13 protein-coding genes are annotated in these 10,638 nt (G+C 40.8%); 6 read left to right on the top strand and 7 right to left on the bottom strand.

Annotation, left to right across the window (positions count from 1 at the left end; all coding sequences use genetic code 11):
* On the bottom strand, positions 1-1,271 hold a 1,271-nt coding region (ilvB, locus tag Q0212_RS14790; RefSeq protein ID WP_297926918.1), incomplete at its 3' end, for a biosynthetic-type acetolactate synthase large subunit.
* A gap of 632 nt (positions 1,272-1,903) precedes the next feature.
* Here ilvB and Q0212_RS14795 point away from each other — a divergent pair.
* Positions 1,904-2,410 carry a DUF4124 domain-containing protein gene (locus Q0212_RS14795; protein ID WP_297926920.1) on the top strand — a complete coding sequence of 169 codons (507 nt, stop codon included), beginning with the start codon at positions 1,904-1,906 and terminating at the stop codon, positions 2,408-2,410.
* 14 nt (positions 2,411-2,424) lie between these two features.
* Here the strand turns inward: Q0212_RS14795 and Q0212_RS14800 are convergent, their stop codons facing one another.
* Positions 2,425-3,486 carry a transposase gene (locus Q0212_RS14800; protein WP_297926922.1) on the bottom strand — a complete coding sequence of 354 codons (1,062 nt, stop codon included), beginning with the start codon at positions 3,484-3,486 and terminating at the stop codon, positions 2,425-2,427.
* Positions 3,487-3,703: 217 nt separating this feature from the next.
* Positions 3,704-4,552 carry a 23S rRNA (adenine(2030)-N(6))-methyltransferase RlmJ gene (locus tag Q0212_RS14805; protein WP_297926924.1) on the bottom strand — a complete coding sequence of 283 codons (849 nt, stop codon included), beginning with the start codon at positions 4,550-4,552 and terminating at the stop codon, positions 3,704-3,706.
* On the opposite strand from Q0212_RS14805, the gene Q0212_RS14810 reads away from it, so the two are divergent.
* Positions 4,551-5,177, top strand: a complete 627-nt coding sequence (locus tag Q0212_RS14810) for a 2OG-Fe(II) oxygenase (protein WP_297926926.1) — start codon at positions 4,551-4,553, stop codon at positions 5,175-5,177. The genes Q0212_RS14805 and Q0212_RS14810 overlap by 2 nt on opposite strands.
* Before the next feature lie 41 nt (positions 5,178-5,218).
* On the opposite strand, the gene Q0212_RS14815 is transcribed toward Q0212_RS14810, so the two are convergent.
* Genes Q0212_RS14815 through cysQ form a run of 3 tightly spaced genes read right to left on the bottom strand, consistent with a single transcriptional unit; the run spans position 5,219 to position 6,815 of the window.
* Positions 5,219-5,689, bottom strand: a complete 471-nt coding sequence (locus Q0212_RS14815; RefSeq protein WP_297926928.1) for a DUF1456 family protein — start codon at positions 5,687-5,689, stop codon at positions 5,219-5,221.
* On the bottom strand, positions 5,686-5,937 hold the full coding sequence (locus Q0212_RS14820) for an RNA-binding protein (protein ID WP_297926930.1): 252 nt from the start codon (positions 5,935-5,937) through the stop codon (positions 5,686-5,688). The genes Q0212_RS14815 and Q0212_RS14820 overlap by 4 nt, the downstream gene beginning before the upstream one ends.
* A gap of 47 nt (positions 5,938-5,984) precedes the next feature.
* Positions 5,985-6,815, bottom strand: a complete 831-nt coding sequence (cysQ, locus tag Q0212_RS14825) for a 3'(2'),5'-bisphosphate nucleotidase CysQ (RefSeq protein ID WP_297926932.1) — start codon at positions 6,813-6,815, stop codon at positions 5,985-5,987.
* Between cysQ and yrfG the strand changes: the two genes are divergently transcribed.
* A complete protein-coding gene (yrfG, locus tag Q0212_RS14830) occupies positions 6,814-7,470 on the top strand; it encodes a GMP/IMP nucleotidase (RefSeq protein ID WP_297926934.1) in 657 nt (218 codons plus the stop codon). The genes cysQ and yrfG overlap by 2 nt on opposite strands.
* A gap of 136 nt (positions 7,471-7,606) precedes the next feature.
* Positions 7,607-7,858, top strand: coding sequence for a hypothetical protein (locus Q0212_RS14835; RefSeq protein WP_297926936.1), 252 nt, complete (start codon positions 7,607-7,609; stop codon positions 7,856-7,858).
* Positions 7,859-7,893: 35 nt separating this feature from the next.
* Here Q0212_RS14835 and Q0212_RS14840 read toward each other — a convergent pair whose 3' ends face one another.
* Entirely contained in the window at positions 7,894-8,556 is a 663-nt protein-coding gene (locus Q0212_RS14840) for a TetR/AcrR family transcriptional regulator (protein ID WP_297926938.1), read from the bottom strand.
* Between the two features lie 131 nt (positions 8,557-8,687).
* Here Q0212_RS14840 and Q0212_RS14845 point away from each other — a divergent pair, with 131 nt between their 5' ends.
* Positions 8,688-9,467, top strand: coding sequence for an SDR family oxidoreductase (locus tag Q0212_RS14845; protein ID WP_297926940.1), 780 nt, complete (start codon positions 8,688-8,690; stop codon positions 9,465-9,467).
* A gap of 90 nt (positions 9,468-9,557) precedes the next feature.
* Complete coding sequence (locus Q0212_RS14850) at positions 9,558-10,631, top strand: hypothetical protein (protein ID WP_297926942.1); 1,074 nt, start codon at positions 9,558-9,560, stop codon at positions 10,629-10,631.
* Positions 10,632-10,638 lie beyond the last annotated feature (7 nt).

Raw genomic sequence — 10,638 nt, forward strand, 5'->3', positions numbered from 1 at the left:
GTGCCTAAACCACCAGAGTTAATCCATTGACGTGGACGATCGTATTTGTAATACAACGCAGCAAACATTTGATGTTGACCAACGTCAGAGGTCACAATGGCTTTGCCTTCAGTGACTTTGTATAACATCTCAACCACTTCTTGTGGCTTCATTTCGCCTGCTTTGGCTGGCTCATAACGTAAACCGTGATGTGCGCGCCATGCGTCAATTTGTTTCCACCAAGCGGCAATAGCTTCTGGATTTGGCTTGTTGACACCCATTTGTTTTAACTGAGCTAACATTTCGGTTAAAACAGGTTCTACTGCACCCACAATCGGAATATGTGCCGTAATCGTCTTAGAAATAGTCGCTGGGTCAATATCAATATGAATGACTTTTGCTTGGGTACAGAATTTTTTCGGGTTATTGGTCACACGGTCATCAAAACGCGCACCAATTGCCAAGATCAAATCTGCATGGTGCATGGTCATGTTGGCTTCATAAGTACCATGCATACCCAACATACCAACGAATTGACGATCAGAACCTGGATAAGCACCTAAGCCCATCAAAGTATTAGTCACTGGGTAGTTTAACAACTGCGCTAATTCAACCAATAATGCTGAGGCATTACCTTGAACAACACCGCCACCCGTATAAATAATGGGGCGTTTTGCTTGAATTAATTCATCAACTGCTTTTTTGATTTGTCCAGCATGACCACGTGATGGTGGATTGTAAGAACGCAATTTTACCTTTTCGGGATATTCATAAGGGAATTTCTCGTTAGGTGCAGTGCAGCTCTTAGGAATATCAATAACCACAGGGCCTGGACGACCAGAAGAGGCCAAATAAAAAGCCTTCTTAACCACTGCTGGAATTTCTGAAGCATGACGAATTTGAAAGCTATGCTTTACGATGGGGCGTGAAACACCAATCATATCAGTTTCTTGGAAAGCATCTTCACCAATTAAATGTGAAGGTACTTGTCCCGAAATGATAACCATCGGGATTGAGTCCATATAAGCCGTTGCAATAGGCGTTACCGTATTGGTTGCACCAGGCCCAGAAGTGACTAATACCACCCCTGTTTTGCCTGTTGAACGAGAATAACCGTCAGCCATGTGCCCTGCTGCTTGCTCATGACGCACTAAAATATGCTGAACACGGTCTTGTTGAAAAATTGCGTCATAAATATGGAGTACCGCACCACCCGGGTATCCAAACACAAACTCCACTCCCTCATCTGCGAGGGCGCGGATTAACATTTCACCACCAGATAAAAGTTCCACGACTATCACCCTTTCAAGATATAGCATTAATTTGAGTCTATAACAGCTAAACTAGCTATTTTCTCAATATCTGCTATTTAAGACAGATTCATTTTTCAGGAACCGCACTGTGATCCTGATTTTTGCAACTTAGGAAAAACCCAAGCCCACCTAAAAATTATATCAGCGGTTTAAACAAGACTCTGGGCATTCGTATTATGGTCAATACGTTTATGGTTAAGGACAGGTTTTGTCACTCAACGATATTCATCAAGTCTATATTCCAAAACTACGTTCAGTAGATTTTGGACATTATCATTAACAATACTGACAAGAGGGTGACTTGTTCAGTATTGTTTCCGCTAATTTCTCTTAAAACTTATTTTATTCAATAAGCTCGTCTTGCTAATGCATGAATAAACGTACAAAGAAGGTTTATTATAAGCTAGTCTTACTTAGCAAGCATTACACAAAACATAAAAGGGTAAGCATTTTTATAGTTACCCCTCTTTATGTCAAGACCAAAATGACTTTTTTTGTTTGTTTGTTAACACTCTATAGATTTGATGACATTGTTTAACTTATCAAACGCAAAAAAAACAGCTATAGTCACCAACATTAAATTATTCGCCCATGATGGGAGTAAATGGCCAATGAACAAAAAACAAAAAATGATTTCTATACTAAGCATTTTCACCAGTGCTGTACTATCTGCTTCTATTGTTTCTGCTGATGAAGATGGAGCTATATACAAATGGGTAGATGAGCGTGGCGTGACTAATTATTCCGAAACACCACCTGATGCTAAAGGTGCAAACGCTAAAGCACAATCCATTAACATCAATCGTTATGTTCCGCGTGGTAGTGAAAATGCAGTCAAACAATTAGAACAACAACGCACAGAAAAAGCTAAAGCTGAAAAATCAGCTAAAGAAAACAAAGAAGGTGTTAAAAAAACAGGTAAAAGTGCAGATGTCAGTAAAGCACCTGCTGATTATAAAGAGAAATGTGCTAGCCTAAAGCAAAACTTAGAGTTTCTTGAAACGGGTAACGCTTCTGTTAAAGAAGCAAATGGTGATGTAAGAAAACTAAGTAGTGAAGAAGTTACCAAACGTACTGATGAAACCAAACGCGAAATAAAAGCTTATTGTGAATATTGACATCCTCCCCGCCCTCAAAGGGCGAGGATTCCTTCTACAAGACGCTCATGTCCGAGCGCGAGAATGTTCTTGGCGGCGTTGATGTCGCGGTCATGCAGTGTACCGCACTGCACACAAGTCCATTCTCTTATTCCAAGTCCTGCTCTACCTTTCGGACTACTGTCGCGTGAGCCACAGCACGAGCAAGTTTGGGTGGTATATTGTTCATTCACTTCTTCAAACCATACCCCTGCGTTCTCGCTTTTGTACTTGAGTAAGGTTCTAAACAGCGTCCAGCCTGCATCCAACACCGATTTTGCCAGTTTGGTTTTTGCTAAGCCTTTCGCACTTACACTGCCTACGAAGATGGCAGCATAATGTTTAACTAATTTTGTGCTTTCTTGATGTAAGTGATTATTCCTAATGTTTTTAATCTTGGCATGAATTGCTTTAACACGCTTTTTGTTTCTTGCGCGTTGAGCAATGCCGAGTTTTTCTTCGTATTTTCGGTAGGTGCGTTGGGCTTCTATCTTTTCACCATTCGACAAGGTGGCAAAGTCTTTTAAGCCTAAGTCTATGCCTACGGATTCTGTGCCTGTTGATTCAATCCTTTTCGCATTATCAACGACCAAGCACACATACCAACGGTTGCGGCTGTCTTGGACAAATGCCCCTGTTTTGACATTATATTTCGATAGCCCATAGCTATCCCACAAACTAAACCAGTGATTGCCGTATTTAACTTGTCCGTTTTGATATTTGATGGCTGTTTTTTTGAAAGGTATCCAGCCGAGTGATTTTTTGGCTGATTTAGGATTAGATACGCGCCATCTTAATTTGGCTTTTTTGAATTGTTTGCGTCTTAATACCAATTCTTCGGTAATGGCTTGAATCGTTTGGCTATGGAGATTTAAGCCTGCTTTGCTTGCGCCTGCGGTATATTTGGCAATATCAAAGGCTGAAAAGAAGTTGCCTGTTCTTTGAAGATGTTTAAAACACAAGTCATTGACGTAATTCCAGACAAAGTTGACTTCTGATGCGAGTTGGTCTAGCACCTTGCAATGTCTGTCTTTTATGCGTAATTTAAGGGTTTTCATCGCTTGATTTTAAGAGTAATTTATCGTTAAAACAAATACTTTTTCAAGACCTTATTCTGTAAGTGACACTTTCCAACTTATCAACCTTGCTGATTTGTGCCAAATCGCAAGGGGTTGATAAGCTGTCGTGTCACCGCCTTATATCCTCGGCCTAAAGGCACGAGGTTTTACGGCGAGTTTGATAAAAAAGGGCGCGATGCGCCCTTTTTTACGCCTATTACTCACCCACCAACCAACGAACACTTGCTTTGGCTAACTTATTTTGACTTAATTGTGGCAATAACCATTGCAATACTTTGTCTGCTTCTTCGGCAAATAAATATGGCGGATTAACGATTAATAAACCACAACCATTCAAGCCCAAATTATTATCATCAGGCATGACACACAGCTCACAAACTAATTGTTTGCGAATACCCGTTTTAACTAAACGACGCTCAAAACGCTCAATCGACGCACGATCTTTAATGGGATACCAAATGGCATACATACCTGTTGGCCATTTGTCATAAGCTTTCGCTAACAACTCAACCACTTGTGGGTAATCATGGCGCTCTTCTTCATAAGGTGGATCAATTAACACCAAACCACGCTTTTCTTTGGGTGGAATGAGCGCATTTAAACCTTCATACGCATCACGATGATGGACAGCAACTTGTGGATGACGGTAAAAATTATCTTTTAACTTTTCAACGTCAACAGGATGCCATTCCATTAACACCATGCGATCTTGTTCCCGAATATTTTGGATGGCAAACCACGGTGAACCACCATAATAAGCCTTGCTACCAAAATGCGTTCTTAAGGTTTCTAAATTTTCTAAATAGGTTTCGACCCATTGATTAGGTTTAGCTTGGCGGGTATCAATTTTACGAATACCTTCTAAGTATTCGCCTGTTTTTTGGGCTGGAGCAGCCGCTAAATCGTACCAACCGCGTCCAGCATGGGTATCAATATAACAAAAAGCATTGTCCTTCTTATGCAAGGCTTGTAATAATCCAATTTCTAAGATGTGTTTCATCACATCGGCGAAATTTCCTGCGTGGTAATGGTGTCGGTAATTCATGCAAAGTTCTCAAAATCAACAATTTAATAAATCAGTATTCAATCTTAATCAGGCATTCGACGCTTTAGCGACTGATCATTATGCCGTGATTCCACAATTCTTAACGTCAACAATGCGTGAGGCTTTATTAGCCGAATTGTTACAGTTGCAAGCGCAAGGTTTATTTCATGAAGCGAGTGTTGGTCGAGGCGTTGGACAAACTCGTCAAGCTCATATTCGCGGCGATAGCATTTGTTGGTTGGAAGATCATTTTACTATAGGTGGACAGTATCTGGCACTGATGGAACAGCTTCGGCAACAATTAAATGCCGATTTTTATTTGGGTTTACGCTCTTATGAGGCACATTATGCCCATTATCAGGCTGGCAGCGTTTATCAACGTCATGTTGATCGACATCGGGATAATAATGCGCGGGTGATGACAACGGTATGTTATTTGAATGATGACTGGCCAACTGAGGCGGGAGGACAGCTAAAACTTTATAACCCAAACCACGAATTATTGCTTGAACAAACGCCAACAGGTGGCAGTTTAGTGTTATTTATGAGTGCTGATATGCCACATGAGGTTTTAGCAGCAAGTCGCTCAAGATTTAGTATTGCAGGTTGGTTTAGACAGGATTAGCCATCTGGGGAAAGATTTTTCCCCATCTGCTTTTGACACAACTACTTTCTAAACCTTACATTCAATCCCTTCAAAAAGTTTCTTAAAAACTGATCGCCACACTCACGATAATTATGATGGCCTTCTTTTCTAAACAAAGCACTTAACTCTTGTTTAGAGACACGCAAACCTGCGGCATCTAAGGTATCGAGCATTTCGTCTTCTTGTAACTCAAAAGCAATACGTAACTTTTTTAAGACCATATTATTGCTTAATGCTATGTTGGGATTAGGTGCTTGATAGTCTTTGCCTTCAGGTAAACCACGACAATCAATAATTAAGCCATCTAAAAAGTGCGCTAACGCCAATTCTGGACAAGGTTGATAATTTGCCTCATCTTCTTTCGCCAACCAAGCAGAGACTTGCTCAGTGCTTGCCTGAAAGCCTGTTAATGACAATAAACCCACCACAGCCGTTTCATTAATATCAAGGGTATAACGTAAGCTACGCAACACATCATTAGCATTCATCATTTTGCTGCACCCTCTTCGGCTTCTTTAACCCGAATCACACTATCCAAAATCTTTTTTGCATTCAAACGCTTAATTGCTAATTTTGCTTCTATGTGTTTTGGCATCTCAACAAAACCAAAGCCTTTAGATTTGCCAGTGGCTTTATCTAAAACCAAATTACAAGATTCTACCAAACCAAACTCATCAAATAAGGCTTTAAGTTGTGCTTCGGTCAACGCACGTGGCAAATTACGGGCAATAATTTTCATGTCTATTCTCAAAAAACTTAGCTAATCATCATAACATACTTACAGGTTTAGCGTGCGCTCTCAACCTGCATACAGGCCAACCAATCATCGACATAAGCTTTATCACCAACAACAATAAAATCTTTATTGGCCAAACTGTCACGTTTGTTATATAAAAATGGTCGGCCTTGACGATCTACCAAGGCACCACCCGCCTCTTCTAAAATAATTTGTCCTGCCGCAGTATCCCACTCCATGGTTGTGCCAAAACGCGGATAAAAATCGGCTAAGCCCTCAGCAATTCGACACATTTTTAAGGCACTACCCACCTCTAACACTTGATAATCACCAAAACGTTGCTGGGTGTGTTGCAATAAGGCTTGATTCTTTTTGCCATTAGCATGAAAACGACTGACTAATAAACGAGGCGGAGTGAGTTGTTTGGCAGTTGTTAAACGCTGTTTTTGACCATGCTGATCAATCAGCCATGCGCCACAGCCTTTCGCCGCCATATAAGTTAAGCCATAATAAGGCGCATGTAATATCCCTAATACCGCTTGATGATCAACCACTAAGGCAATATTGACCGTAAAGTCGTTGGTACGTGCCACAAATTCTTTAGTGCCATCCAAAGGATCAACCAACCACAAACGTGACCATTGCTGACGGTCATAATCATCGTCTGATTCTTCTGACAACACAGGAATATCAGGCGTTAAAGCTTGTAACTTTTCAACAATTAAGTGATGTGAGGCTAAATCGGCAGCCGTTAACGGTGATTTATCTTCTTTATGTTGGAGTTGCCATTGCTCAGGTTGGGCATAAATCGTCATAATTGCCTGCCCTGCTTGTTGGCTAATTTGGGCAACTGCGTTTAATAATGAGTGAAGATTTAACATGATAAATTGGTCTGCTATTGATACCGTACTGTTGGATATGGATGGTACGTTATTAGACTTACATTTTGATAATTATTTTTGGCAAATTCACGTTCCTGAACAGTACAGCCAAAAACACGGACTTTCATTAGAAGAAAGTAAGGCCGTATTGTACCCCCGTTTTGCTGCACAACAAGGCTCCTTAAATTGGTATTGCTTAGATTATTGGTCTAAAGATTTAGGCTTAGATATTGTTGTTCTAAAGCATGATATCCAAGAACGAATTGCCCTACGCACCGAAGCTCTAGACTTTTTACAAGCTTTAGCTGCCAGTGATAAACAAGTTTGGTTAGTGACCAATGCTCATCCGCAAGCCTTAGCACTCAAACTCAATAAAACCTTAATTAGTCATTATTTTGACCATATTATTAGCTCACACCAGTTTGGTAAACCTAAAGAATATTTACAGTTTTGGCATGATTTACAACACTACGCCCACTTTGACCCACAACGTAGTTTATTTATTGATGACAGCGAATCGGTGTTAAAAACAGCGGCAAATTTTGGCATTAAACATATTTTGTCAATTAAGCATCCTGATAGCCAAACCGTGCAACATCGGCAATCACAATTCCCTATGCTCGAGCATTTTAAAGATATTTTGCCAATTGCTTAGCTTTTATGATGATTGATAAAAATTGTCTGACAATATGGTTTGACAGACCTTGCTCATCTAGCGAAAATCGCAAAGGTCTTATCGTTCCTATCAAATCAAAACAGTACTTTCGTACTAATTTACTTGAGAGTCACACATGTCTGCTGCTTTAACTTTAGCTAATCTCCCCGAAGATTTATTAAGTCGTTTGCAGGAAGCAGCTCAACAACATGGATGCAGTATTGAACAAGAAATTGAATCTTGTTTGCGTAAGGTTTTAATGCCCATTACCACCACTGAAGGGTTGATTAATCGTACCCAAGAGTTACGCCAACAATTTGTGTGTGAAGCCGATCGTTTGGCTGACGTCGTCCGCCGCTTAGAAGAAGGCAAACCCTGTTTGTTATAAATTTTATTTGGACTAGGCTCGTTCCTAGTCCAACTTTAACGTACACCTTTCACCAAACAACTCATTAAAAAAGCCATTTCCTCTACCAACACAGCTTTTTCTTGAGGTACTTGTTTGTTTAACCATGCAATTTGTAATTCGTGCATCGCTCCCACTAAGCCAAAAGCCAACACTTTGTAATTACGAGCTGGCAACTTGCCTGCGGCAACCCACAGACCCAAATAGCTTTCAATTAATAGCGCAAATTCTGTAATAGCTGCATTTCTGGCTGCTTCAACACGTTGGCTCACCCCTAAAATTTCTTGTGTGGTAATTTTTACCCGACGCAGATCTTCTAAATGTGCACTTAAAAAGGCATTAACACCTGCCTCAAAACGTTGTTCTAAAGATAATTCACCATTCAACATTTGACTCAATACAGCATGTTTGCTTTGTTGCAAAATGTCATTAAACACGGCAATTAAAATCGCCTCACGATCTTTAAAATGCTCATAAAAATGACGTGGTGTGACTTTGGCATGAGCACATAATTTTTCGACCGTTGTTGGCAAATATCCCACTGTACCAAACAATTCCAAAGCACTTGCCATTAATCGCTCATAGCGCTCTTGAGCCAATTGCTCAGCACTACGCCCACCATAACCACGTTTAGGCGTTTTTTTTGGTACTAAAGTACGCATTTCGTCGGAATTTTGCATATTGCCCCTTGAATTAGGAAAGACTTCTTTCCTAAAATAGCACATCTTATTTAAAAACCCCACCCTAACCCTCCCCTTGTCAAGGGAGGGAATACTACTCAAATTTAAACACGACTGTGTGAGGGCATTATATGACAGCTAAAGCTATTTTTATTACCGGTGCGGCCGCTGGCATTGGTGCGGCAACCGCACGTTTATTTGCCAAACATGGTTGGTTTGTTGGCTTATTTGATATTGACCAAGTCGGTTTGGCCAAATTACAACAAGAATTGGGTACACAGGTGTCAATGACAGGTGTGCTTAATGTCGCTGATGAGCAACAATGGCAACAAGCCTTGCATCAATTTTTTAGCAGAACAGGCCGATTGGATGTTTTGTTAAATAATGCTGGGATTTTAGCCTCTGGAGCATTTGAACATATTCCCCTACAACAACAACATCGTTTATTAGACGTTAATATTAAAGGGGTACTCAACGGCTGCTATTTAGCTTTTCCTTATCTACAACAAACAGCCAAAAGCCGTGTCATCAATTTATGTTCAGCATCTGCCTTGTATGGCCAACCATCTTTAGCTGTTTATTCAGCGACTAAATTTGCGGTGCGTGGTTTAACCGAAGCCTTAGATTTGGAGTGGTCGGCTTATAATATTCGTGTAATGGATGTTTTGCCGTTATTTGTACAAACCAACATGGTTAATAACATGGATGCTGACAGTATTAAAAATATGGGCGTGCACTTAACTGCCGAAGATGTTGCCCAAACTATTTATCAGGCTGCGGATTATCAAGGCAAAATCGCCAAAGTCCATTGGACGGTTGGCTTACCTACTCGCTTATTTTATGCCGTGTCAGGTGCTGCGCCTGATTGGTTAAGCCGTGGCATTAATCAATTTATTAACCGTCAAAAATAGGCTTCGACGACGCTCAGCCAACTAGATAACTTAACGCACTAACCCTAGCTCTCTCCTTTGAATGATAGGGAGCTTTTCAAGGATACAATTATGAGCCTACAAATTCCTGCCTCCATGCAACGCATCACCGATTTTGACAACACACGCCAATCACCTTTACCCCGCGAACGCTTAGAAGCCACTCGTAAAGCCGCTTTAGCCTTTCATGAGCGTTTTATGGATGAACCCAAAGTCTTATTTTATAAAAGTATTAATTTGATTCGTGTGCCCTATCCCACATGGTATGGCTATAGTGGAGTCTATGCGCAAAGTGCGTATCGCTTTCCATTTATTCACATTTTAAATCGCTTGTTTGTTATTCAGTATCGCGACTTTGCAGGTGAAGTTAAAACTCTATTGTTTTCCCCGTCTGATATTGATGGCAATCGCGAAACCCCATTTTTTAAACGTTTGGTTGAAAAATTACATTTGCCTAAATCAGCTCAAGATTTTATGGCACCAACCTATCACTCCGTAGAAAGTGCCTTGGCCAGCACAGGTATTCGTCCAGAACAAGTGGACTATATTAGTTATGACCACTTACATACCCAAGACTTGCGCAAATGGCTAGGAACAGGCGCAAACAAAGGCTATTTTCCCAATGCTAAATTATTGGTGCATGAGCAAGAATGGGCATCAACCAGCGCATTGATTCCTTGCCAAGCGGATTGGTATTGCCCTCATGGCATTGATGGTGTGAATACAAGTCGAATTATTCAATTTACAGGCAGTATTCAACTCGGTCGTGGCGTGGCCTTAGTACATACCTTGGGACACACCGAAGGCAATCATTCTTTAGTGGCGCGTGTTAAAGATGGTATTCGGGTGACTTCAGAAAATGGCGTAGGTGCGGATGCTTATCACCCTATTAACTCAACAATTAATGCTGTTCGCCGTTACGCCCAAGCGACAGGTGCAGAGGTGATTTTAAATGGTAATACCCTAGAAGGCAGTAATGACCAATATATTTCAATGGTCATGGAAAAAACTATCGCAGGAGCATCAGTTAATCCTGATTATCCAAATTGTGCCTCCTCAAGCGAGGCAACACCTTATTGGCTAGTACCACAACAACAAAGTAGCTTCCTGATTGGTGAAGCTGAATTTGGCAAGGCCATCGTTTAATTCCAAG

This window comes from uncultured Agitococcus sp. (assembly GCF_937920075.1).
GTDB lineage: Bacteria > Pseudomonadota > Gammaproteobacteria > Pseudomonadales > Moraxellaceae > Agitococcus.

What these genes read in the sequence shown, in the direction of transcription:
- Q0212_RS14840 (WP_297926938.1), bottom strand. Translation starts at nt 8,556, where the DNA reads ATGCAAAATTCCGACGAAATGCGTACTTTAGTACCAAAAAAAACGCCT.
- Q0212_RS14805 (WP_297926924.1), bottom strand. Translation starts at nt 4,552, where the DNA reads ATGAATTACCGACACCATTACCACGCAGGAAATTTCGCCGATGTGATG.
- Q0212_RS14800 (WP_297926922.1), bottom strand. Translation starts at nt 3,486, where the DNA reads ATGAAAACCCTTAAATTACGCATAAAAGACAGACATTGCAAGGTGCTA.
- cysQ (WP_297926932.1), bottom strand. Translation starts at nt 6,815, where the DNA reads ATGTTAAATCTTCACTCATTATTAAACGCAGTTGCCCAAATTAGCCAA.
- Q0212_RS14820 (WP_297926930.1), bottom strand. Translation starts at nt 5,937, where the DNA reads ATGAAAATTATTGCCCGTAATTTGCCACGTGCGTTGACCGAAGCACAA.
- Q0212_RS14815 (WP_297926928.1), bottom strand. Translation starts at nt 5,689, where the DNA reads ATGATGAATGCTAATGATGTGTTGCGTAGCTTACGTTATACCCTTGAT.
- Q0212_RS14810 (WP_297926926.1), top strand. Translation starts at nt 4,551, where the DNA reads ATGCAAAGTTCTCAAAATCAACAATTTAATAAATCAGTATTCAATCTT.
- Q0212_RS14835 (WP_297926936.1), top strand. Translation starts at nt 7,607, where the DNA reads ATGTCTGCTGCTTTAACTTTAGCTAATCTCCCCGAAGATTTATTAAGT.
- yrfG (WP_297926934.1), top strand. Translation starts at nt 6,814, where the DNA reads ATGATAAATTGGTCTGCTATTGATACCGTACTGTTGGATATGGATGGT.
- Q0212_RS14845 (WP_297926940.1), top strand. Translation starts at nt 8,688, where the DNA reads ATGACAGCTAAAGCTATTTTTATTACCGGTGCGGCCGCTGGCATTGGT.
- Q0212_RS14850 (WP_297926942.1), top strand. Translation starts at nt 9,558, where the DNA reads ATGAGCCTACAAATTCCTGCCTCCATGCAACGCATCACCGATTTTGAC.
- Q0212_RS14795 (WP_297926920.1), top strand. Translation starts at nt 1,904, where the DNA reads ATGAACAAAAAACAAAAAATGATTTCTATACTAAGCATTTTCACCAGT.